The sequence below is a fragment of the Rhodocyclaceae bacterium genome (assembly GCA_020248265.1).
Taxonomy (GTDB): Bacteria; Pseudomonadota; Gammaproteobacteria; order Burkholderiales; family CAIKXV01; genus CAIKXV01.
The window spans coordinates 512,381-534,847 of record JADCHX010000002.1; the positions used below are offsets into that span (position 1 = coordinate 512,381).

Annotated in this window: 25 protein-coding genes; 8 read left to right on the plus strand and 17 right to left on the minus strand. The window is 68.1% G+C overall.

Annotation, left to right across the window (positions count from 1 at the left end; genetic code table 11):
* Positions 1 to 75 precede the first annotated feature (75 nt).
* Positions 76 to 1,128, plus strand: coding sequence for an extracellular solute-binding protein (locus tag ING98_03200; protein ID MCA3100854.1), 1,053 nt, complete (start codon positions 76 to 78; stop codon positions 1,126 to 1,128).
* Between the two features lie 126 nt (positions 1,129 to 1,254).
* On the opposite strand, the gene ING98_03205 is transcribed toward ING98_03200, so the two are convergent.
* The 4 genes from ING98_03205 to radC form a co-directional block, all read right to left on the minus strand.
* On the minus strand, positions 1,255 to 1,836 hold the full coding sequence (locus ING98_03205) for a superoxide dismutase [Fe] (GenBank protein ID MCA3100855.1): 582 nt from the start codon (positions 1,834 to 1,836) through the stop codon (positions 1,255 to 1,257).
* A 136-nt stretch (positions 1,837 to 1,972) separates the two neighbouring features.
* Positions 1,973 to 2,128: a 50S ribosomal protein L33 gene (gene rpmG / locus ING98_03210; protein ID MCA3100856.1), complete on the minus strand. Its 156-nt coding sequence runs from the start codon at positions 2,126 to 2,128 to the stop codon at positions 1,973 to 1,975.
* A 25-nt stretch (positions 2,129 to 2,153) separates the two neighbouring features.
* Positions 2,154 to 2,390: a 50S ribosomal protein L28 gene (rpmB, locus tag ING98_03215; protein MCA3100857.1), complete on the minus strand. Its 237-nt coding sequence runs from the start codon at positions 2,388 to 2,390 to the stop codon at positions 2,154 to 2,156.
* Positions 2,391 to 2,597: 207 nt separating this feature from the next.
* The gene (gene radC / locus ING98_03220) at positions 2,598 to 3,275 is read right to left on the minus strand and encodes a DNA repair protein RadC (GenBank protein MCA3100858.1); all 678 of its coding nucleotides are present in this window, start codon (positions 3,273 to 3,275) and stop codon (positions 2,598 to 2,600) included.
* Between the two features lie 200 nt (positions 3,276 to 3,475).
* Here radC and coaBC point away from each other — a divergent pair, with 200 nt between their 5' ends.
* Positions 3,476 to 4,666 (plus strand): bifunctional phosphopantothenoylcysteine decarboxylase/phosphopantothenate--cysteine ligase CoaBC, encoded by a 1,191-nt coding sequence (gene coaBC / locus ING98_03225; protein ID MCA3100859.1) that lies wholly within the window; start codon positions 3,476 to 3,478, stop codon positions 4,664 to 4,666.
* The gene (dut, locus tag ING98_03230) at positions 4,663 to 5,130 is read left to right on the plus strand and encodes a dUTP diphosphatase (GenBank protein MCA3100860.1); all 468 of its coding nucleotides are present in this window, start codon (positions 4,663 to 4,665) and stop codon (positions 5,128 to 5,130) included. The genes coaBC and dut overlap by 4 nt, the downstream gene beginning before the upstream one ends.
* A gap of 52 nt (positions 5,131 to 5,182) precedes the next feature.
* On the opposite strand, the gene ING98_03235 is transcribed toward dut, so the two are convergent.
* The 5 genes from ING98_03235 to ING98_03255 all read right to left on the minus strand — a co-directional run bounded on the left by ING98_03235 (position 5,183) and on the right by ING98_03255 (position 9,976).
* Entirely contained in the window at positions 5,183 to 5,683 is a 501-nt protein-coding gene (locus tag ING98_03235) for a hypothetical protein (GenBank protein MCA3100861.1), read from the minus strand.
* Positions 5,684 to 5,782: 99 nt separating this feature from the next.
* The gene (locus ING98_03240) at positions 5,783 to 6,667 is read right to left on the minus strand and encodes a fumarylacetoacetate hydrolase family protein (GenBank protein MCA3100862.1); all 885 of its coding nucleotides are present in this window, start codon (positions 6,665 to 6,667) and stop codon (positions 5,783 to 5,785) included.
* A gap of 202 nt (positions 6,668 to 6,869) precedes the next feature.
* The gene (locus ING98_03245; protein ID MCA3100863.1) at positions 6,870 to 7,898 is read right to left on the minus strand and encodes a tripartite tricarboxylate transporter substrate binding protein; all 1,029 of its coding nucleotides are present in this window, start codon (positions 7,896 to 7,898) and stop codon (positions 6,870 to 6,872) included.
* Positions 7,899 to 7,985: 87 nt separating this feature from the next.
* Complete coding sequence (locus ING98_03250; protein ID MCA3100864.1) at positions 7,986 to 8,942, minus strand: BMP family ABC transporter substrate-binding protein; 957 nt, start codon at positions 8,940 to 8,942, stop codon at positions 7,986 to 7,988.
* Positions 8,939 to 9,976 carry a tripartite tricarboxylate transporter substrate binding protein gene (locus ING98_03255; GenBank protein MCA3100865.1) on the minus strand — a complete coding sequence of 346 codons (1,038 nt, stop codon included), beginning with the start codon at positions 9,974 to 9,976 and terminating at the stop codon, positions 8,939 to 8,941. The genes ING98_03250 and ING98_03255 overlap by 4 nt, the downstream gene beginning before the upstream one ends.
* Between ING98_03255 and ING98_03260 the strand changes: the two genes are divergently transcribed.
* Entirely contained in the window at positions 9,959 to 10,429 is a 471-nt protein-coding gene (locus ING98_03260; protein ID MCA3100866.1) for a DUF192 domain-containing protein, read from the plus strand. The two genes, ING98_03255 and ING98_03260, sit on opposite strands and share 18 nt — an antisense overlap.
* 63 nt (positions 10,430 to 10,492) lie before the next feature.
* On the opposite strand, the gene ING98_03265 is transcribed toward ING98_03260, so the two are convergent.
* The 7 genes from ING98_03265 to ING98_03295 all read right to left on the minus strand — a co-directional run bounded on the left by ING98_03265 (position 10,493) and on the right by ING98_03295 (position 18,467).
* Positions 10,493 to 11,689, minus strand: a complete 1,197-nt coding sequence (locus ING98_03265; GenBank protein MCA3100867.1) for a prolyl oligopeptidase family serine peptidase — start codon at positions 11,687 to 11,689, stop codon at positions 10,493 to 10,495.
* A gap of 93 nt (positions 11,690 to 11,782) precedes the next feature.
* On the minus strand, positions 11,783 to 12,766 hold the full coding sequence (gene ybiB, locus ING98_03270) for a DNA-binding protein YbiB (GenBank protein MCA3100868.1): 984 nt from the start codon (positions 12,764 to 12,766) through the stop codon (positions 11,783 to 11,785).
* A 286-nt stretch (positions 12,767 to 13,052) separates the two neighbouring features.
* Positions 13,053 to 14,294, minus strand: coding sequence for an FAD-dependent oxidoreductase (locus tag ING98_03275; protein ID MCA3100869.1), 1,242 nt, complete (start codon positions 14,292 to 14,294; stop codon positions 13,053 to 13,055).
* Positions 14,291 to 14,644 carry a DUF2007 domain-containing protein gene (locus ING98_03280; protein MCA3100870.1) on the minus strand — a complete coding sequence of 118 codons (354 nt, stop codon included), beginning with the start codon at positions 14,642 to 14,644 and terminating at the stop codon, positions 14,291 to 14,293. The genes ING98_03275 and ING98_03280 overlap by 4 nt, the downstream gene beginning before the upstream one ends.
* Positions 14,645 to 14,681: 37 nt before the next feature.
* Positions 14,682 to 15,707, minus strand: a complete 1,026-nt coding sequence (locus ING98_03285) for an LLM class flavin-dependent oxidoreductase (GenBank protein ID MCA3100871.1) — start codon at positions 15,705 to 15,707, stop codon at positions 14,682 to 14,684.
* 91 nt (positions 15,708 to 15,798) lie between these two features.
* The gene (locus tag ING98_03290) at positions 15,799 to 18,075 is read right to left on the minus strand and encodes a patatin-like phospholipase family protein (protein MCA3100872.1); all 2,277 of its coding nucleotides are present in this window, start codon (positions 18,073 to 18,075) and stop codon (positions 15,799 to 15,801) included.
* Between the two features lie 8 nt (positions 18,076 to 18,083).
* Positions 18,084 to 18,467: an RNA-binding S4 domain-containing protein gene (locus tag ING98_03295; GenBank protein MCA3100873.1), complete on the minus strand. Its 384-nt coding sequence runs from the start codon at positions 18,465 to 18,467 to the stop codon at positions 18,084 to 18,086.
* A gap of 240 nt (positions 18,468 to 18,707) precedes the next feature.
* On the opposite strand from ING98_03295, the gene ING98_03300 reads away from it, so the two are divergent.
* Positions 18,708 to 19,709, plus strand: coding sequence for a tripartite tricarboxylate transporter substrate binding protein (locus tag ING98_03300; GenBank protein ID MCA3100874.1), 1,002 nt, complete (start codon positions 18,708 to 18,710; stop codon positions 19,707 to 19,709).
* A 10-nt stretch (positions 19,710 to 19,719) separates the two neighbouring features.
* On the opposite strand, the gene ING98_03305 is transcribed toward ING98_03300, so the two are convergent.
* Positions 19,720 to 20,922: an aromatic ring-hydroxylating dioxygenase subunit alpha gene (locus ING98_03305; protein MCA3100875.1), complete on the minus strand. Its 1,203-nt coding sequence runs from the start codon at positions 20,920 to 20,922 to the stop codon at positions 19,720 to 19,722.
* 46 nt (positions 20,923 to 20,968) lie between these two features.
* On the opposite strand from ING98_03305, the gene ING98_03310 reads away from it, so the two are divergent.
* Genes ING98_03310 through ING98_03320 form a run of 3 tightly spaced genes read left to right on the plus strand, consistent with a single transcriptional unit; the run spans position 20,969 to position 22,323 of the window.
* Positions 20,969 to 21,322 carry a nitrile hydratase subunit beta gene (locus ING98_03310; protein MCA3100876.1) on the plus strand — a complete coding sequence of 118 codons (354 nt, stop codon included), beginning with the start codon at positions 20,969 to 20,971 and terminating at the stop codon, positions 21,320 to 21,322.
* Positions 21,323 to 21,334: 12 nt separating this feature from the next.
* Positions 21,335 to 21,643 carry a nitrile hydratase subunit beta gene (locus ING98_03315; protein MCA3100877.1) on the plus strand — a complete coding sequence of 103 codons (309 nt, stop codon included), beginning with the start codon at positions 21,335 to 21,337 and terminating at the stop codon, positions 21,641 to 21,643.
* Between the two features lie 5 nt (positions 21,644 to 21,648).
* Positions 21,649 to 22,323 carry a nitrile hydratase subunit alpha gene (locus tag ING98_03320; GenBank protein ID MCA3100878.1) on the plus strand — a complete coding sequence of 225 codons (675 nt, stop codon included), beginning with the start codon at positions 21,649 to 21,651 and terminating at the stop codon, positions 22,321 to 22,323.
* Positions 22,324 to 22,467: the final 144 nt, after the last annotated feature.

A 22,467-nucleotide genomic window follows, 5' to 3' on the forward strand; every position in this document is an offset into this window, starting at 1 on the left:
CATCCGTCGCCCTGCCCCGTCCACGCTGGTGCGCTGGCCGGGTCCGTTCGAATCCACATGGGGAGAAACCTGGATATGAGCATCCAACTGGGCAGGCGTCGTGCAGTGCAAGGCCTGGCAGCCCTCGGGGCCGTCGGCGCATCCGGCGGCGTCGGTCTGTCGTTCGGACAGACCCGGTCGCTGTCGGCCACAACCTATTTCGGCGCATGGGAAACCGCGCACCGCGGCATCCTGGTGCCGGCCTTCCAGAAAGCGTCCGGGGTGAAGCAGGTGAACCTGGTGCCTTCGCTCGCGGTGGACACGGTATCGCGCATCGTCGCCTCGCCGAAGAAGCCCCCGTTCGACGCGATCATCCTCGATGAAGGCCCCTACATCGCGGCGCTTGCAAACGACATCTTCGAGAAGGTTCCGGCGCTGCCGAACCTCAAGGACATTCCAAAGCGGTTCGTCGACCCGCGCGGGCTCGGCGTCTTCGTCTCCGCCCAGATCCTCGGCATCACCTACAACACCGAGCGAGTGAAGAATCCGCCGAAGAGCTGGAACGACCTGCTGCGTCCCGAGTACAAGGGTCGCATCGGTCTGGTCGGGCTGGGCTCGACCCTCGGCATCGCCTGGATGACCGAGCTGGCGCGGGTGAACGGCGGTGGCGACGACAACCTCGAACCCGCCTTCGCGTGGCTGAAGAAAGTGATGCCGAACGTCGGCGCGGTGGCCGCCAACCCGGGTGCGCTGGCGACGATGCTCGCACAGGGACAGATCGACATCACCTGCCACTACAACAACAATACCGGCGACCTGCAGGCGAAGGGCGTGCCCGTGAAGCTGGTAGCACCGGACTCCGGCTTCACGATGATCCGCAGCACGATGCACATCGTGAAGAACTCACCCAACGCCGACCTCGCTGCCGAGTACCTGAATCAGGCGATCAGCCCGTCGGTACAGGCGGCGATGGCCGAAGCGCCGAACTATCTCGTCCCGACCAACTCGCGCGCGCCGTTCAGCAAGGGCCTGCAGGAGTATGCCAAGGACATGGCGGTCATCGAGAAGATGAATACGGTCGACTGGGCCGTGGTCAACCCACGCCGCCAGGAGTACATCGACCGATTCAACCGGGAGGTCAAGGCCTGACCCCGAGCCTGCCCCCCGGGTCAGACCCTGGGGTCTGACCCCGGGGTCTGACCCCAGAATGCAACGCCAGAATGCAGAACGCCCCGGTCGTTTCCGGCCGGGGCGTTCGATGCTGCGGCGGGGCGATCAGCCGAAATTCTTCTCGGCGAACGACCAGTTGACCAGGCCGGACAGGAACGTCTCGACGAACTTCGGACGGGCATTGCGGTAGTCGATGTAGTACGCGTGTTCCCACACGTCGATCGTCAGCAGGGCCTTGTCGCCAGTGGTCAGGGGTGTGCCGGCGTTGCTGGTATTGACGATGTCGACCGAACCGTCGGCCTTCTTAACCAGCCAGGTCCAGCCGGCACCGAAGTTGCCCACCGCGCTCTTGGTGAACGCGTCCTTGAATCCGTCGTACGAACCGAACTTCTTGTCGATCGCTGCTGCCAGCGCGCCCGACGGTGCACCGCCACCGGCCGGCTTCATCGAATTCCAGAAGAACGTGTGGTTCCAGACCTGCGCCGAGTTGTTGAACACGCCACCGCTCGACTTGCGGATGATGTCCTCGAGCCCCATCGACTCGAACTCGGTGCCCTTGATCAGGTTGTTCAGGTTGGTCACATAGGCCGCGTGATGCTTGCCGTAGTGGTACTCGAAGGTCTCCTTCGAGATGTGCGGGGCGAGTGCATCCATCGCGTACGGCAGGGCGGGCAGGGTGTGTTCCATGGCAAGAGTCTCCGGACGGTCGGTCAAGAAAAAACGGTGGATGAGCCTGGCATTTTTGGCAGGGCCATGTCCACCGTTTCAGGTGTGCACACTGTGAGTCACTGGGGCAGCGACGCGAGTCGCGTGCCCGGGCCTGTCACTTCAGCTTCGTTTCCTTGTACATCACGTGCTTGCGTGCGACCGGATCGAACTTCTTCATCTCGATCTTCTCGGTCGTCGTGCGCTTGTTCTTCGTCGTGGTGTAGAAGTGGCCCGTTCCGGCGGAGGATTCGAGCTTGATCTTGTCACGCATGGTCAGGTCTCCTGGTGGCGGGAATTCAGATCACTTCGCCGCGGGCGGCGAGGTCTGCCAGCACGGCTTCGATGCCGTTCTTGTCGATCGTGCGCAGGCCGGCACCGCTGACGCGCAACCGCACCCAGCGGTTCTGGCTCTCGACCCAGAACCGGCGGTAGTGCAGGTTCGGGAGAAACCGGCGCTTGGTCTTGTTGTTGGCGTGGGACACATGGTTCCCGCCGATCGGCTTCTTTCCGGTGACCTGACAGACGCGTGACATGACGACCTCGATACGATGTTTGGATCCCGCCTGCGCCGGTGCTGCACGCCGATGCCGCAAGCGGACACCGGATGCCTGCCCGGCAGACCGGGATGACAGGGGTAGGAATGAGGGCTCGCGCCGTCCTCTGGCAAGGCACAGGCATCGAACCGAAAGCCGGTGTTTATAGCACGGGCGAGCCGGCATGGGCAAGCCCATGCGCGGCGGTCAGATCAGCCCCCGCTCCGCGAACGACACCACGCCGCCGCGTGCGACGACGAAGTGGTCGAGCACGCGCACGTCGACCAGCGCCAGCGCGTCCTTCAGCGCGCGCGTCAGCATTTCGTCGGACCGGCTCGGCTCTGCTATTCCGGACGGATGGTTGTGCGCGAAAATCACCGCCGCTGCATTGGAGGCCAGCGCGGCCTTCACCACCTCGCGCGGATAGACACTGGTCTGCGACAGCGTACCGCGGAACAGTTCGCTGTCGATCAGGACCCGATGCTGGGTGTCGAGGAACACCGCGACGAACACTTCGTATTCGCGCCCGGCGAGGCTGAGCTTCAGGTAGTCGCGCACCTGCTGCGGCGAATCGAGCACGCTGGAGGTACGCAGCGTCTCCTGCAGCATCCGCCGCACGACCGCCACCATCGCCTGCATTTCGACGAAGCGGGCCGGGCCCAGCCCCGGCGCCGCGCAGAAGCTGCACTCGTCGGCGAGCACCAGGCGGCCGATGCTGCCGAAGCGGTTGATCAGGTCGCGTGCGAGGTCGAGCGCTGTATGCCCGCGCACCCCGTGGCGCAGCAGGATGGCCAGCAGTTCGGCATCGGACAGGGCGTCGGCGCCGCGTGCGAGCAGTTTCTCGCGCGGCCGTTCGCCGCTCGGCCATTGCTTGATCGGAGTCATGGCATTTCCATCGGACGTGTCCACCGGGTGCGGGCAACTGCGGAAGCGCTACACTACGGCGCCGGCGGGTGGGATGCGCCCGCGGGATCGGCCCGATCCCCGTAGAAACAATCCCTTGCGCGGCCTCACGGGCACCGGCCCACCCTGCGCGCTGCCCCCACCGTTGCCCCACCGCTGCCCTCCCTGCTACCGCCCGGCCCATGAACCCTCCCCGCGTCGACCGCCTGCTGCTTGGCATCACCGGCGGCATTGCCGCCTACAAGACCGCCGAACTGGTGCGCCTGCTGGTCGGGCAGGGTAACGAGGTCGACGTCGTGATGACCGAGGCGGCACGCCAGTTCGTCACCCCGGTCACGCTGCAGGCGGTATCAGGCCGGCCCGTCTGGCACGACGCCTGGGATCCGCGTGTGCCGAACAACATGGCCCATATCGAGCTCTCGCGCGACAAGGGGTTGGTGCTGATCGCGCCGGCGTCGGCGGACTTCATCGCGAAGCTCGCCAACGGACTGTGCGATGACCTGCTGTCGACGCTGTGCCTCGCGCGCGACTGCCCGCTTGCCGTCGCCCCGGCGATGAACCGCCAGATGTGGGAGAACCCGGCAACGCGGCGCAACATCGCGCGCCTGCTCGACGACGGCATCGAGATATGGGGCCCGGCCGCGGGCGACCAGGCCTGCGGTGAGATCGGCATGGGCCGCATGCTCGAGCCGGCACAGCTCGCAGAGCGCGTCGTACGGTCGTTCACCACCAAGACGCTGAACGGCCTGCGGGTGCTGGTCACCGCCGGCCCGACATTCGAACGCATCGATGCGGTCAGGGCGATCACAAACCTCAGTTCGGGCAAGATGGGCTACGCCATCGCGCGTGCCGCCTGGGAGGCCGGCGCCGAGGTCACCCTGGTCAGTGGCCCCACCTCGCTCGACGCGCCGCCGGTGGCGCGCTTTGCGCAGGTCTCCAGCGCGCAGGACATGCTCGCCACGGTGAATGCCTTCGTACCCGATGCCGACATCTTCGTGAGCGTCGCCGCGGTCGCCGACTACCATGTCCTCAACCCGAGCGACCAGAAGATCAAGAAGGATGCACATATCCTCACGCTCGAACTCGCGCCGAACCCGGACATCCTCGCCAGCGTGAGCGCCCTCCCCGATCCGCCGTTCTGCGTCGGCTTCGCGGCCGAGAGCGAGAACCTCGACGAATTCGCCGAGGCCAAGCGGCGCCGCAAGAACCTCCCGCTGCTCGCCGCGAACTTCGTGCAGACGGCCTTCGGCGCGGACGACAATGAACTCGTGCTGTTCGACGACGACGGACGCCATCCGCTGCCGCGCGCGTCGAAGCTCGAGCAGGCACGCATGCTGATCGCCCATATCTCGAAGCTCTACCAGCCCCGATGACCGCTCCAATCTCCCGTCCCACCGTAGCGCTGCGCATCCTCGACGACCGGTTGCGCAGCCAGCTGCCCGCCTACGCGACTGCCGGCTCGGCCGGCCTCGACCTGCGTGCCTGCATAGCGGAGACGATGGTGGTCGAGCCCGGGCGCACCGAACTCATCCCCACCGGGATCGCGATGCACCTGGCCGACACCGGGCTGGCCGCGATGGTGCTGCCACGGTCCGGCCTCGGGCACAAGCACGGCATCGTGCTGGGCAACCTGGTGGGGCTTATCGACTCCGATTACCAGGGCCAGGTGTTCGTGTCGCTGTGGAATCGCGGCAATGCCGCGTTCACGCTCGAGCCGATGGAGCGCATCGCGCAACTGGTGGTCGTGCCGGTGGTGCAGGTGGCGTTCGAGGTCGTCGAGTCGTTCGACCAGAGCGAACGCGGCGCGGGTGGTTTCGGCAGTACCGGCCGCGGCTGAGCACGCTTCACGCCGGCGACCGCGGCCACCGGCATGAAACGCAGACGCCGCGTCAGACCGCCTGGTACTTCAGACGGCGCACTTTCTCCATGTTCATGCCTTCGATGCGGATCAGGTGCGTCGAGGCCGTACGGTGGGGCGAATGCAGGTCGCCTTCGTTGTACACATGCGCGATGCCCGGGGTCAGCGGATAGCTGCGGGTCTTCTTCACTTTGCCGGGCGTGTCTTCCGAGGCCGCCTCGAGCAACTGGTAGTCGTTCATCAGCGTCTCGCCCTTCGCCTGGCCGTAGATGGCCCATGACGGGCCATGGTCGTGCGGAGGGCTGTCCTTCGGACCGCGGTAGTGGTGGGCGAGAATGCAGAAGCCCAGCTTCGGGTCTTCGTACAGGATCTCGCGTTCCTTCGTGTCTTCGCGCAGATACTTCGAGACGAACTCGGCGTCGGTCAGGACCTGCTTCAGGCGGTCGCGCACCTTCTCGCGCCCTTTCGGCCCCGGCTCGGCTTCGAGGTAGCCACGGAATTCGTTGCCCAGTGCTTCGGCGGTGAGACTCATCGGAATGCTCCTCCGTTCAGGCGGCGGCCCTGAGGCCCGCCGTATCCACAACAAGCCCGGCGCTGGCGCGCCCTTCGGCACGCCGGCGCCGGATCCAGGTCAGGCCAGCGTGACTTCCAGCTCGCCCAGCTGTTCGACGACCGTCTTCACCCGGTCTCCGGCCTTCAGCCACTTCTGCTTGTCCTTCGGGTAGCCGAGGATCACGCCCTGCGGCGTGCCGGTGTAGATGATGTCGCCCGGCTTCAGCGTCATGTGCCTGGAGCAGTAGCTGATGATCGTCTTGCAGTCGTAGATCATGTCGGACGTGTTCAGGTCCTGGCGGATCTTGCCGTTCACCCAGGTCTGGATCGCGAGGTTGTTCGGGTCCTTGATCTGGTCCGCGCTCACCACCCACGGGCCGAGCGGCGCGAAGCCGTCAGGGATCTTGCCCAGCATGAACTGGCTGGTCGCTCGCTGCAGGCCGCGCGCCGACAGGTCGTTGCCGTTGGCGTAGCCGAACACGTACTTGAGTGCATCCGCCTCGCTGACGTCGCGTGCGGTCTTGCCGATCACGATCACCAGTTCGACTTCGTAGTCGAACTGCCTGTCGACCTTGCTCGGCAGCTTCACCGTCGAGCGATGGCCGGTCAGCGCGTTGTTGAACTTGTTGAAGAGCAGCGGCACCGGCGGAATCGCACTGCCGGTTTCGGCTGCGTGCTGGCGGTAGTTCAGGCCGACGCAGATGATCTTCTCCGGGTTGGGCACAGCCGGGCCGAACTTCGCCTTCGCCTCGCTGACCAGCACCGACTTGCCACGCGCGTCGCTGGTGGCCTTCTCGACCAGCTTCACCAGCGGCGCGCAGTCGGCACCCTCCATCACCTGGTGGATCGTCGTGGGCGCCTTGACGCGGAACAGTTCCGCCGCCTTCGCCACGTCGAGGATGCCCTTGCCGGTGCGCACGCCCAGGGTCATGCCGTCGCGGCCGGCCAGCGTGCAGAATGTCATGCCCTTCGGACCGACCTTGCGGGCAGTTGCGGTTTTCTTCACCGCAGCCTTCTTCACCACGGACTTGCTGGTACCGGTTGCTGATTTGTTCGCCATTACTGGTTTCTCCATGCTGGGACAGGCGCGATCGTAGCAGAGGCGGCGCGGCCTGCTGCGCCAGTCGTGGGCCGAGGGCTGCGGACGACCAAGGCGGGCGAGGCGCTCAATCCACCTTGGTACCCGACACCTGGATCACCTTGGCCCAGCGCGCAATGTCGCTTCGCACCAGCTGTTCGAACTGGGCCGGCGTGGTCGGGGCCGGTTCTGCGCCCTGCTGCAGCATGCGCTCGCGCACATCGGGTGCCTTCAGCATCTTCACGACTTCTGCGTTCAGCGCGGCGACGATGTCTTTCGGGGTGCCAGCCGGTGCGAACAGGCCGAACCACGATCCGGAATCGAATCCGGGCAGTGCCTGCTCGGCCACGGTGGACGTGTCGGGCAGCGCCACGGAGCGCTGCGCGGTGGTCACCGCGATCGCGCGTACCTTGCCCGACTTGATCATCGGCAGCGCCGAATTCATGTTGTCGGCCATCACCTGTACCTGGCCGCCGACCAGCGCGGCAAGGCCCGGTGCCCCGCCGGAGAATGGCACATGGACCATCTTGGTGCCGCTCATCATCTGGAACAGTTCCAGCCCGAGGTGGCCCGGCGTGCCGGTGCCGGCCGAACTGTAGTTGAGCGCGCCCGGCTTGCCCTTGGCATAGGCGATCAGTTCCTTGACATCCTTCACCGGCAGCGAGGGGTGGACCATCAGCGCCTGCGGCACGTTGGCCACCAGCGTGATCGGCGCGAAATCCTTCAGCGGCGAGTACGGAAGCTTCGGGTACAGGCTGGGCGCGATCGCATGCGAGGCGTTGGTACCCATCACCAGCGTGTAGCCATCCGGGTTCGACTTTGCGGCGATCGCCGCCCCGATCGTGCCGCCGGCACCGGGGCGGTTGTCGATGACCACCGTCTGCCCCCAGACCTCGGTCAGCCGCGCACCGGTGATCCGGGCAAGGATGTCGGTTGCGCCACCGGGCGCGAACGGCACCACCATCCGGATCGCACGGTTCGGATAGCCGCCCGGGCCGGAGGGTGCGGCCGCCATGACGGTTCCGGTGCCGGCGGCGAAGCCGACGGCGAGACCTTGGAAAACGAGGAAGCGCACGGCAGTGGCGGGCGATCGGGGGAACGACGGACGACGGATCATGCAAGGCTCCTGCACCAGTTACGACAGCGACAGTTACGACAGCGACGGCTACTACAGCAACCGGACCGGACCGTGCAACGGATCGGCTCAGCCCGGTGGCGGCAACTCGAACTCGGCACCATTGTAATCTTGCGGCAGGGTGCAGCGCCCCTGCACGAGCGCAGCCGCGTGCGCAGCGACGGCGGCGCCATGCGCCGCCTGCAACCGCAGCGCGATGACCAGCCGCACCACCGACGGGTCGGCGAGACCGACGCGCACATGGGTGCCCGCGGGAAAGCGTCCGGTACGCCAGTCGTCGACCGCGCGTGCGATGCCCCAGCCGCTGTCGGCGATCGCCGACGCGATGCAGACTTGCGGCTCACGCAGCGTCCAGTCTTCGACGTTGCCGATCAGCGCGGTGCCGCGCTCGCGGCAGGCATCGATCGCACCGGGACGGCCGCCATCGAGCATCGTGAACAGGATGTCCGCGCCTGCATCGAACATCGCACTGGCCCACCTATGGGCCAGCGCCGGCTCGTGCTGGTGGCCGCAGAAGGCGGTCAGCACCGGCATGCCGGGTGCCTCCGCCTGCACGCCGGCGACGAACGCCGCGCGCCCGAGCAGGCCGGGACGCACGCGCTCTCCCGACAGATGCGCCACGATCCCGGTTCGCGTCGCGCGCGCGGCGAGCACGCCGGCCAGGAACGCGGATTCCTCCTGCCTGACCTCGTAGCTGGCGACGTTCGCGCCGGTGACCGAGCCCTGGGTGACCGCGAAGCGCACGGCCGGATGCAGCGGCGCGAGGCGGGCGACCGGCGCATCGCCCTGCCCCCCGTGCACCACCACCAGCGGCGGCCCGTCGGCCAGCACGTCAGCGATCGCGGCAATGCGTTCCGGCACATCGAAGGCCTGCCGCCAGCAGGGGACGATCGCAATGCCCTCGGCGGCGAGCGGCTCGCGCAACCGATCGACCGCCGCGGCCGCCGAAGCATTGAAGCTGCCGCGCCCCGGCCATCCGAACATGAATACCGGTACCCGCTGCACCGGCTCGCCACAGGTACTCATTCAGTGCGAATCCCGGCAGCCTTCAGTACCGGCTGCCAGGCCCCCACTTCCGCCGCGACGAATGCCGCGAAGCCCACGGCAGTCATCGGCCGGCGCACGATGCCCAGTTCGTCCATGCGTGCGGACACCTGCGGCAGGCCGATCACTTCGCCCACCGTGCGGTGCAGTGCCTCGACCACCGGTGCCGGGATACCGGTCGGACCGGATAGCCCGAGCCAGTTCTCCGCCACCAGCGACGGGTAGCCGAGTTCTCCGACCGCGGGGATTTCCGGCGCCGCGCCGACCCGCTTAGCCGAGGTCACCGCCAGGATGCGCAGCGCCCCGCGCTGGGCATGCGGCAGGCTCTGCGGCAGGGTATCGAACGCGAGTGGAATCTGGTTGGCGAGCAGATCGACCAGCATCGGCGCCGCGCCCTTGTACGGCACATGGGTCATCGTCACCTTGAACTGCCGCTGGAACAGTTCGCCGACGACATGCCCGACCGAACCGGCGCCGCTCGACCCGTAGTTGAGCGTCCGGCCGCTGCGTGCAACCGCGACCAGATCGGCGACGTTCTTCACGCCGAGCGCATTGGACACCGCGATCACGTTCGGAACCGCACCGATCGATGCGATGTGCGTGAAACCCTTCACCGGGTCATAGCGCACGGACGGATAGATGAACGGCGACACCGAGAACGGGGCCGTGTTCGATAGCACTAGCGTATGGCCGTCCGGCTGGGCCTGCGCGGTGATCGTGGCGCCCAGCGTGCCGCCGGCACCGGGCCGGTTGTCGACCACCACCGTCTGCCCGACGCGCTCGGCCATCTGGCTCGAAATCAGCCGTGCGACAATGTCGCTGGCACCGCCGGGCGGGAAAGTCACCACGATGCGAATCGGGCGGGCCGGCCAGGGCGCGGCGGCATGCGCGAAGCTCAGTGCCGACGCTGCAAGGGTAGCGGCCAGGCTGGCGGAAAGACCGGCCACGCAGCCCCGGGACAACCAGAACCCATCCGCGCGAGCGGGGAGGAGCGAACGATGTACCGACTGTTTCATGGCGCCACCTTCCTTCTGTTTCTGTTCTGGTTCGCACTGGCCGGCAGCACGTTCGCGCAGGGCCAGGCACAGCCCAGACTGCCGACCCTGCCCCTCTCGATCGGCCGGCATACGCTGGTCGCCGAGGTGGCGGCGAGCCCGGATACCCGCGAACGCGGCCTGATGTTCCGATACGACCTCAAGGACAACGAAGGGATGCTGTTCGTGTTTCCCGCGGCGCAGCGGCAGTCCTTCTGGATGAAGAATACCCCGCTCCCGCTGTCGATCGCCTTCGTCGACGCAAAGGGTACGATCCTCAACATCCGCGACATGATGCCGTTCACGACCGACGGCCATCCGTCGGACGGCGAGGCTCTTTACGCACTCGAGATGAATCGCGGCTGGTTCGCGCAGCGGGGCATCAAGGCCGGCGACCGGATCCTGGGGCTGGACAAGGCAGGGAAGGGCCGTTGAGCCCGCCCTGGTGACGCGGCGGTGGCGCCGGTCTGCCGACCGCCACTGCCGCGCCTGTCACGCTCAGCTCGCGGTAAAGCGCAACCTGCGCTGGTCGATGCCGAAGCGGTCGCACAGCCAGTCGAGCATCAGTTCCTGGCCGATCGTCGGGTTGTCGTGCTGGCAATGCTCGGCGCCGGTCTCGTCCGCGGTGACCAGCCGCAGCGTCGCATCGATACCCTTCGACCGCGCGTAGTCGTACACGGTGCGCGCGTTCTCGACGCCGAGCACGTCGTGCCCGCCATGGATGACCAGGTAGGGACAGCGCATGGAATCGAGCACGCCTTCGAGCACGAACGCGCGCACGTACTCGGTCGCCTCGGCCATCGACCGGGTGCCGGTGATCCATTTCATGTGGCCCGCCAGCCCGTGGTCTTCCCCGCGCTCGCCGAACCGCTGGTGGACACTCCAGATGGCGTTGTGGGAAATCGCCGCGGCGAGGCGCGGCTCCTTCGCGCCGGCGCGGGCGGCATAGTAGCCACCGAGGCTGGAACCACTGACCGCGATGCGCGACGGGTCGATGTCGCTGCGCCCTTCCAGCCAGTCGATGCACTTGCCGACCGGCACTTCATAGTCGTGCCGGGTGCGCAGGCCGTGGCGGCGAAGCGCCCCACCCTGGCCCGGACCATCGACCAGCAGCACCGAGATGCCGCGCTGCAGGGCGCCGTGGCCGGTCATGAACCACAGTTCGTCCTTGAACGAGTCGATGCCCCCGAACGAGATCAGTACCGGCTGCTTCGCGGCACCGTGCGGCGAACGGATGAAGTAGGCCGGCAGCGGCTTGCCCGGCTCGTACGGGATGTCCACCACTTCGCCGGGCGGGTCGAGGTGGCGCAGGAACTGGTGCGAGCAGCGTTCGCCCTCGGTGAAGGTCTGCAGGCGGCGCGGATCCTCCCCCGCCAGCCAGAACTCGGCCTGCCGATAGTAGTTCGCCGCGCGCAGCCAGCAGTTCATCGCGGTGCGCACATGCCCGTTCGCAGCCGCCTCGTCGCCGCGCACATGGTTGCGCTTCGCGGTGATCGTCCACTCTGCGAACCAGCTCTCGGGGTCGAGCGGCTTGATCCGGCTCGCGGTCTGGAAGCATTCGCTGACCGCACCGCCGCCTTCCTGGGTCTCGCCGAGTCCGCGCCGGAACTGGTACGAAAACCAGAAGTCCTCCGGCCACTGGTGCCAGCCGAACGGTTCATAGTGAGGACCTGCCTTCATGCCTGCTGTGCTCATCGATCGCCTTTCACGGACAGTCGCAAGGGGAGCGCAAGCGTAACATCGTGCCTGACCGTTACCTGCCTCGGTCAGCCACCTCAGGCAGCCATATCAGGCAGCGACGAGGCTGCCCGCCTCGACCGCCACCAGCGCCTTCGCCTGGTTCATGTCGGAGGTGTATCCGGTCGCGTAGAGGCAGCAGGCCAGCTGGTTGATCAGCGGCATCGGCAGCGGCACCTTGCCGGCAAGCGCAGCCCGGATCCACTGCGCGGTGACCGCCGGGGCGGAGGACCGCGGCACGCTGCCGAGCGATCGCGTCGGTTCGGCCTCGGCCTCGAACAGCACGTTGCACATGCCCCCATCGTACAGTTCGATGCGCGGGCGCCGGTGCGGGTTGGCGAACGGCTCGCCACCCATGCCCTCGAGCAGCATCGCCACTTCACCGGACGCGAGGAAGTACTGCTGCAGCTTCGAGAGATAGCCGGGATGGCTGGCGCCGATCACGCGCAGGCAGCCATCGGGAAACGGCGACACCAGCTTGGCCATCAGGTGGGCGACGCTGCGCACGCCGAGCCGGGCCTGCAGGGACATCAGCGTCGCCAGCCCGGGGGCAAGCGCACCGCCAGGCATGAACGCGATGCCGCGCGTGGCGAGTTCCGCCTGCGCCTGTTCGGCACCGATGCTGGGCATGATGCCGAGTTCACGCAGCACGTACGCGGCCGACACGCTGCCCTCCCGGTTCAGCGTGCCGTGGATCAGCACGGGCACATTGAACCGTTGCAACAGCAGCGCCAGCAGCGGCAGCAGGTTGGGTTCTTCGCTGGAACCGCTGTAGCTCGGCAGCACCACCGGCAGCACCGACTCATGCACGCGCTCGAGCCGCACGACGCGCTGGGCCAGCGCACGGCCGAAGCCCAGCATTTCGCTCGCCGACTCGCCTTTCTGGTGCAGCATGGCGAGCATCGCGCCCAGTTCGAGTTCCGGCACGCCGCCATCGAGCATCGCAGCGAAGACCGTCTCGGCTTCCCAATCCGCCATGTCCCGTGGCAGGTCGGCTTCACCAGCCATCTGCTTCAAGCATTCGCTGTAGTTCATGTCGACCACTTCATCAGTCACTCCGAAAAGCCCGACGTGCTTCTCCTCCGGGTTCGTTTGCCCTGCTGCTTGCAAACCCCATGCCAAGGCACCGTCCTTGCCGTTGAAGGCGTCCATGCCGCGCGTGCTGCGCAGCGCGCTGCCGCGCTTCCCACGCGAAACGTCAAGGCACCATTCGATGCATGCCGGTGGTGCGGCCCGCGCCCACCGCGCCCGTTGACGGTGCGCCCGGTCAGCGAGGCAACAGCCGATCGTCGTTGTACCGCCCCTTCGAGTCAGGGGACGGTCAGAAGCGCTCCGGGCTGTACGGGGCAGGATCGATGCACGGTGGTCGTCCGGCGACCAGGTCGGCCATCAGCCGGCCAGTCGGCGCGCCGCCGCACAATCCGGTGTGACCATGACCGAAGGCAAAGTAGACATTGCCGAATTGCCGCGAGCGCCCGATAACCGGCAGCGAATCAGGGGTGCAGGGCCGATGGCCCATCCAGGTGCTCATGCCGTCCAGCCGCGCGCCCGGGTACATCCGCTTCGTATGGCGTACCAGCGCGTCGATGCGGGCCTGCGTCGGCGGCGCAGCGAGGCCGGCGATCTCGACCGTGCCGGCATTGCGCAGACCATCGACCATCGGCGTGGTGAAGAACTTGAATTCGCCGGACATCACGGGGGTCCGCGGCGAGATGCCGGGCTCCGGGAAGTGGACGTGGTAGCCACGCTGCGATTCCAGCGGCACATGCGTGCCGAGCCGGGCCGCCAGCCGTGCCGAGAACACACCGGCCGCCAGCACGACGCGGTCGACCGGAAGCGGGCCGCTGGTGGTCGCCAGTGCCGCCACCCGTCCTCCGGACAGGTCGAAGCCCGACACATCACGCTGCAGGTAATCGCCCCCGGACGCGATGAAATGGTCGAACAGCCGCCGGGTCAGCCACAGCGGATTCGCGACATGGCCCTGCTCTGGCAGCAGCACGCCGCGCACGTAGATCGGCGCCAGGTCGGGGTCGTGCTCGCGGATCTGCGCTGCGTCGAGTTCGATCACCTTCACACCGCGGTCGCGCCGCAGTTGCCATGCAAGCGCATCGGCCCGGTAGGCGGCATCGGTCTCGTACACCGCGATGTAGCCCGACTGGTTGATCAGGTCGGTGCAGCCGGCTGCGTGCGTCAGCGTACGGTATGCCTCGAAAGTGCCTCCCAGCAGCGGGCGCAGCGCATCGGCAATCTCCTCGACGCGTTCACGCCGGCTGGAACGGATGAAGCGCCACAGCCACGGCGCCGCCTGCGGCAGGTAACCCCATTTGACGGAAAGCGGGGCCGCCGGGTCGGTGAGCCACTGGGGCACCTTCTTCAGCACGCCCGGCATGCCGACCGGCACCACCGAGCCCGGACTGAGGATACCGGCGTTGCCCATCGACGTGAACTCGCCCGGGGGGCCACGATCGACCAGCGTGACCGCGTGGCCGTCGCGCCGCAGGTAGCTCGCCACCGCAACGCCGACGATGCCCGCGCCGATCACCGTGATACCCGGCACGCTCAATGAAGGTCTCCGGGCGCGCTGGCGACCCGATGGTCGTCCTCCGGCGCGATATCCGCGCCGCAACTCCAGCAGCAGCCGAAATTCGACGGGCTATCCTCGCCGCACGCGCCGCAATGAACGCTGCCGATGGCGGCTCGCCGTGCCGCGTGCGCAGCGACGACCGCGCGCGCGCGCGCGAGGTCTCGCTCGTCGGCGATCCAGACTTCCGGCCACGTCTCGCCGAACGGCAGGTCACCCATCGCGCCGACCGCGCTGGCGTTGAAGAGGTGCGTCTGGATCTGCACGTCGGCAAGCGCATCGGCGAGCAACCGTGCATCGACGATGTCGCCGGCCGAGTACACCCGCCTCACCTGGGCAGCCTGCACGATGCCACGGCCGGGACGGACATCAGGCGGCCACGGCAGTCGATGCCGTCCGTTGCAGGTCGAACGCCTCGGCGATCAGTTCATAAGAACGGCGCCGGGTGGCATAGTCGCCGGTAATGGTGAGGATCATCAGTTCATCGGCACAGAACGTGTCGGCCAGAGCCAGCATTTCGCGCCGAAGCCGCTGCGGAGAGCCGATCAGGGTACGGGCACGGTTGCGCGCAACCACGGCACGCTCGGGTGCGCTGTAGGCATAGCCGTCCGCCTCGGCCTGTGAGGGCACCGGCAGGTTGATGCCCTGCTGCATGCGCAGCCGGCGCAGGTCGATCGACCCGGCGAGGCGGTCGGCCTCGGCATCGGTCGGGGCACAGACCGCGAAAACGGTGAGCATCGCGTGCGGCGCGGCCTCGCGCGGCGACGCGCGATAACGTTCGCGGTAGGCGTTCATCACCGCCTCACCGCCATGCGCGCTGATGAAGTGCGCGAAAGAGAATCGCAGCCCGAGGTGCGCGGCCAGCGCACCGCTGTAATCGGAGGAACCGAGCAGCCAAACCTCCGGCGAGCCCTCGCCCGCAGGCTGGGCGGTGACGCGCGCGAACGGATGCTCGGCGGGCAGCGTGCGGTCCAGGAAACCGACCAGGTCGACCACCTGCTGCGGGAATTCCTCGGCGGTGGGATAGCGCCCGCCACCGACCGCGATCGCCGTGCGCTGGTCGCTGCCGGGCGCACGCCCGATGCCCAGGTCGATCCGCCCGGGGAACAACGCCTCGAGCATCCGGAACTGCTCGGCCACCTTCAGCGCGCTGTAGTAGGGCAGCAGCACCCCGCCAGTGCCGACGCGGATCGTCGAGGTCGCCGCCGCCACCCGCCCGACCAGTATCTCGGGGCAGGGATCGGCGAGCGCCTGGGTAGAATGATGTTCGGCCAGCCAGTATCGAGAATAGCCCAGCGACTCCGCCGCCCGGGCAAGAGCGATCGTCTCGGCAATGGCCTGCGCCGGCGTGCAGCCGCTGATGATCGGGGACTGGTCGAGGACGGAGAGCTTCATCTGCTCATTGTAATGCCAGCCCGTGCTGCCGAGGCCCGCCAGGCCCGGCGACCCGCGCAGCCACTGCGCCCGGCCATCCCGTCGGACACGCTCACGGCCGGCCGAGGTAAAGGTAGAAAGAGCTGTTGCCGTCGCGCGCCCGCCCCCACGCCAGGTACACCGGACCGAGCACGGTATCCATCGCGACGAACAGCGAGCCGGAGACGAGCAGGCCGGACGGCGACTCCGCGAACTGCGCCCCGCGAATCTTTCCGGCTTCGAGCGATGCACCGACATAGGCACCTTCGAGCAGCCCGCGCTTGATCAGCTGGTTGAGGTAGGTGACGCGCCCGTAGTCGAGCCCCTGGCCGAGCAGCTGCCCGGCACTATATCCCGACTGCTGCTGGAAGCCGCCCCATTGCACCAGGTCGTTCAGCGGCAGCGGCGAGCTGCCGACTGCCCCGCTGCTGCGCAGGCCCAGCTGGAAAGTATGTGCGCCGCCCGAGGCCGCACCGAGCAGGTCGACATCGAATCGCGTGTAGCCAGCATCGGCGCCGAGCGCGGTACGCGAGCCGAAAAGGTTCAGCGCCGCGCTGTAGCCACTGCGCGTGAAGCGCGCGCTGTCCAGCCGGTCGACCAGGACGCGGCCAGTGAACGCGCCTTCATTGAACGTGCTCAGCGACGGCGGCAGCAGGATCGCACCGGTGTCCACGGCCAGCCGCTTCTGCCCGGCCAGCACGCCGATCCGGGCTTCCGCGTGGCGGCTGAACTGGCTGCCGACGTCCAGCGCCACGCGCTCCACCGACTCGTCGAGGCGTCCGACGCGGATGTCGCCGCGGAACAGCGGCATCGGCCGCCGGATGACCTCCACCCGCGGCGCGACGAACAGCCACTGCTCGACGGTCAGCGGCTGGTAGAACTCGGACACGAAGCGGTTGTCGTGGCCCAGCTGGACATCGGTACGCCATTCCGCACCGAGCGCGTTGATCCATTCCCGACGGTAGCTGCCGAGCAGGTTGAAATAGCTTTCGCCCTGAAGATCGCTGGACAGGCCCAGGCCGAAGCGCAGGTACTGCGGCCCCCATGACCGCTCCGGCGCGCGGATCGACAGCACCCGCCGGCCGGGCTCGTCCAGCAGGCTGTAGCGGACGTGCTCGAACTCGCCCCGTCCGAACACGCGCCGCAGGTCGGCGTCGAGCACCGCCTGGTCGACCGGACGACCCACCTTGGTATCGAGCGCATTGGCGACCACCACCGGGTTCACGCGCGACAGGCCCTCGATCCGGATCTCGTCGATCGGCCGGCGGTCGACCAGCACCTGCGTCGACTGCGCCCTGCGCAGCGCGGCATAGGCCTGCGGCGACAGTGCCAGTTCCTGCAGGCGTGCCGCCGCAAGGCGTGCCGCAGCCACGCCGATCGGCACCGTCTTCTCCATGTTGTCGAAGTCGCCGGCCGAGTAGTCCCCGAGTTGGGGCTCGATCAATATGTCCTGCGGGCGCAGTTCCGCCAGCGAGGCGCGTACGTTCTGTTCGGTCAGGATGCCCAGCATCTGCACGCTGACACCCAGCAGCCCATCGAGCTGGTCCCGGCGCAGCAGCGGCGTGCCCAGGTTGACCGCGATCACGATGTCGGCACCCATCGCCCGAACGACATCGACCGGAAGGTTGCGCGTGAGTCCGCCGTCGATCAGCAGGCGCCCGCCGATCTCGGCCGGGGCGACCAGCCCCGGCACGGCCATGCTCGCCCGCATGGCACCGGCCAGTTCGCCGCTGGACAGCACCACGCGCTCGCCGTTCTCGATGTCGGTGGCGATCGCACGGAACGGGATCGGCAGCCGGTCGAACTGGTCGATGCCACGCGCCCGGACCAGGCGGCGAAGCACGGCTTCCAGGGCCACGCCGGACACCGCACCACGCGGCAGGCGCAGCGAACCGCCCCGGACGCCGAACTCGGGGCCGATGTACGGCGCGAAGTCGTCCCGGCGGCGCCGGATCGGCTGGTCGATACGATCCGGGCTGTCGACCATCAGCGCAGCGGTGCTCAGCTTGCCCAGCACCGCCTCCATCTCGGCCACTGGGGTGCCCGAGGCGTAGGCACCGCCGACGATCGAGCCCATGCTGGTGCCAGCGATGTAGTCGATCGGAATACGCAGTTCCTCCAGCACCTTCAGTACTCCGACATGCGCGGCCCCGCGTGCGCCGCCGCCGGAAAGCACCAGCCCGATCTTCGGGCGCGCCGCAACGGGTGCAACCGCTTCGGCTGCCTGCGGCGCGCCGGGCGCTGCGCCAGCCGGGGCCTGGGCGCTGGCGCCCGCCTGCAACGCGCACAGCAGGAATCCTGATGCCAGGCACGTCGCGAAACCCGACCGAGCCGCGCCGGGCCGCCTCATTCGCCGCCTCATTCGCCGTGTCCGCGCAGGCGGTCTGTCTCGCGCCGGTCGCGCTTGGTGGGCCGGCCGGTGCGCCCGGCCCATTCACCGGAGAGCATCGCCTTGCGGTCCGCGACCAGCGCGGCGCGGCGCGCGATGCTGTCGGGCGTTTCCGTGTAAAGGCTACGCGCGAGGTCGGCCGAGCCACGCTTGTCGGCGAGGGCGGTCACCTGCACCGACCAATCGTACTCACCGATCCGGATCTCGATCGCATCGCCCTGCTTCACGTCCTTGGCCGGCTTGACCCGGTCGCCGTTCATCCGGATTCGGCCACCGGCCACCGCATCCTGCGCCAGCGTACGGGTCTTGAAGAAGCGCGCGGCCCAGAGCCACTTGTCGATGCGCACACTCATCTGGGGTCCGTCGGAATACCGCAGGATGAATCGGAGGCGCGGAGCATAGCAAATCCGTGCGGTGCAGTAGCCAGCACCCGCGGTACGCGCTACAGTCTCGCGCTATGCGAGAGCAGACCAATCAGGGCCGGCCTCCGCCCGCCAGGGCCAAGCCTGCCGGTCGACAAGAGACCTTTCTGTCGCGAGCAGTGCGCCGGGCATGCCATCCATGAGTTGCCGCATGTTCCGCCGTCCCTCGGCATGGAAGCTGCCGCCCGCCCGTTGCGCGTGTCCGTGCCAATGACGCCCGCCACCCGCCGCACACTGCTCTGGCTGGCCTGCGCGGCCGTCGCCTCGCCTGCCCATGCCTGGCCGGACAAGCCGATCCGCATGGTTGCGGTGTCAGCCCCCGGCGGCAGCACCGACCTGCTGGCACGGCTGTACGCGTCGAGGCTCGGACCGCTGCTCGGCCAGCAGATCCTGATCGACAACCGCGCCGGCGGCGGCGGCATGATCGCCTCCGAACTGGTCGCACGCTCGCCTGCGGATGGCCACACGCTGCTGTTCACGCACACCAGCCATTCGGTGCTGCCGAGCATGCACAGCCGCCTGCCCTACGATCCGTTCGACGATTTCTCGCCGATCGGACTGGTCGCGCTGACGCACAGCGTGCTGCTGGTGGCCCCGGGCGTGCAGGCGCGGTCGGTGAAGGAGCTGATCGAGCAGGCACGCGCCCGGCCCGGACAGATGAACTACGGCGCCGGCTCGACCGGGGCCTCGGCGCACCTGGCCGGAGAACTGTTCAAGCTGATGGCCAAGGTCGACATCGTCCACGTGCCCTACAAGGGCACCGGTGCCCAGCTTGCAGCCCTGCTCGGCAACGAGATCCAGATGAGTTTCTCGACCGTGCCGGCGGCGATGCCGCACATCCAGGCCGGCCGCCTGCGTGCACTGGGCATCGGCAGCCCGAGCCGCGCAGCGGCGCTGCCGGACGTACCGACGGTCGCAGAAGCCGGTCTGCCGGGCTTCGACGTCAGCGCCTGGAACGGCGTGCTGGCGCCGGCGCGCACGCCGCCGGCGATCGTCAACCGCGTCAACCGAGAACTGGCCGAGATCGCGAAGCAGCCCGAAACGCGAGAGAAGGCAGCCGCCCAGGGCACGGACCTGGTCAGCGGCACGCCGCAGGAGTTCGCTGCCTACATCAAGTCGCAGATCGCCAAGTGGTCGAAGGTGGTCCGGGCGGCCGGCATACAGCCCGACTAGCGGCCCGCGCTCAGATCGGCGACTGCAGGGTCGCCGGCGACTGCAGTGCCGTGCGCACCCAGGATGCGAAGCGGTGGCAGTCGAACTCCTGCGGCATGAACACGCCCTGTTCGAACGGGCGTGCGCACAGGCCGCGCTGCTGCCATTCGCAGTTGCGCGCGTCCTGCCGGTTGGTGGTCCGCCACAGCGCCACATAGTGCTCCAGGTCGAACGCCGGGTCGGCCAGCGCCCGAGGCTCGAACAGCCAGTCGTAGACGATGCGCACCGAGCCCGGCCCGGTCGGGAACATCAGGTGCGAATTCACGTAGTCCGGATGCACGTTCAGGAACAGGTTCGGCGGCAGCAGCGCAGGGGTGTACAACGCGGCGCGCTGTGCCTCGTCGAGCCCTGCGAACGGTGGCACCCGTGCCGTGCCGTCGAGGGTGAGCGTGCGTGCGCCCGGCATGTACTCCGGCGCCGGCTCGGCGATCGGCCGCCCCCCGGCTTCGCGGCGAAGCCCCCAGGCGCCGCCGTCCCGGTAGGCAGGCACCACCCGGCACAACTCCGGATGCACCGGAGGGCAGTGGAAGCATTCGCAGAAGTTCTCGCACACCAGCTTCCAGTTCGCCTGCACGTCGACCACCAGGCGATGGCCGCTGACCAGGCCGTCGAGACGATGGTTCGCGAAGGACGACGGAAGCCAGCCCAGGGCGCCGGTCAGCGGCTGTACCGGTACATTGCCCAGGTGGACGAACACGAAGCCACCCCATTCATCGACGGCCACCGGGAACAGGCCGAAGACGGCAGGGTCGAAATCGGCGGTCGGCATCCGGCGCGGCGTCGCCTGCAGCCGGCCGTCGAGGTCGTAGGTCCACGCATGGTAGGGACAGACGATCCGCCCGCCGCGCAACCGCCCCTGCGCTTCGGTGCACAGGATCGATCCGCGATGGCGGCAGGTGTTGTGGAACGCCCGCCACTGGCCGCCGTCGTTGCGGGTCAGCAGGATCGACTGGTCGCCGAGGTCGACGACCCGGAAATCGCCCGATGCCGGCACCTCATCGCACCGGGCAACGGCGATCCAGCTGCCGTACCAGATCCGTTCGAGTTCCTGCCGGTAGTGCGCCTCGTCCCGGTACCACGCCGCCGGCAGGCCCGGTTCGATCGTCGACAGGGGCTCGCGGGCGGCTGCCGGACGCAGGGCAGGACGGGGAGCGGACTCGGGATGGCCGGACATGCCCAAAGTGTATGCGAACACGGGATTGGGCTATATTTCCCTCACCATGACGACATCCACCCCCCCCGCGAAACCCGGCCGCTGCGGCTACCACGACATCGGCGGGCTCACCGCCGGCGAGATCGATCCCGCCGAGGAACCGATCCAGTTCTGGCACAAGCAGAACGAGGCGATGCGCGGGCTGCTCGGCGACCCGGTGCGCCGCATGGTGACGGTCGACGAGATGCGCCGCGCGTTCGAGAGCTTCGGAGAGGCGAAGTACAACACCCTGTCCTTCTACGAACGCCGGCTCGAGGCGATGCTCGACATCCTCACCGAGAAGGGCCTGATCGACCGCGAGCAGTTCATGGCACGCGTCGATGCGGCCCTGAAGCAGCGCGCCGCCGCGTCCGCCGGATAAGGAAGCCAGCCGATGAACACGACCCCTGCCCCGGGCGCCGGCCAGCGGTTCTCCGCCGGAGACCGTGTCCGCGTGCTCGACCTGCCGAAGTCCGGGCATGTCCGCACCCCCTGGTACATCCGCGAGAAGGTCGGCATCGTCACCGAGTGGACGGGCAAGGTGCTCAACCCGGAAGACCTCGCTTACGGCCGCTGCGGCGGGCCGGCGGTGAACGGCTACCGCGTGGTGTTCGACCAGCGCCACATCTGGCCCGACTACCAGGGCCCTGAACACGACAAGCTGCACATCGAGGTCTACGAGCACTGGCTCGAGAAAGCGTGAACGACATGCCGCACGATCATCCGCACGGACACGATCACGACCACGGCCACGGCCACGGGCATCCGGAAGGCTTCGACCCGCATGCACCGGCACCCGATTTCGGCGATGAGCGCTCGCGCTGGTTCGAGGTCGCCTCCGACGTGATGCGCGACATGCTGATCGAGCAGAACGTCATCGCCGCGCGCGAAGTACGCAAGCAGATCGAGCTGATGGAGAGCAAGACCATCCAGCTCGGCGGCAGGCTGGTCGCCCGCGCCTGGGTCGACCCGGCGTTCCGCGAGACCCTGCTGAAGGACGGCAAGGCAGCGGCCGCCTCGCTCGGCATCCCGGTCACCGAGGCCTCGCTGACCGTGGTCGAAGACACCCCGGCGGTGCGCAACGTGATCGTCTGCACGCTGTGCTCATGCTACCCGCGCTCGCTGCTCGGCCAGCCGCCGGCCTGGTACCGCAACAAGGCCTACCGGTCGCGCGTGGTGCGCGAGCCGCGAAAGGTGCTGGCCGAGTTCGGCTCGGTCGTGCCCGACGACGTCGAGGTGCATGTGCACGATTCGAACGCAGACCTTCGTTTCATCGTGCTGCCGATGCGCCCGGCCGGCACCGAGCACCTGGACGAGGCGGAACTCGCCGCGATGGTCACCCGCGACAGCCTGATCGGCGTCGCGCCGCCTCGGGCGGCCTGAACCCGCGTCGCCGCCCCGGTTCGGTGCACCCGGGCGGCGACGGCGCACGACGGGGAAGCTCCCGGGCTACCACCGCGCGCGCCTGCGCGGAGCATCGGTCGTGGCACGGGACTTGCAGCGGGGGGTAATGATCCATTGCCCTTC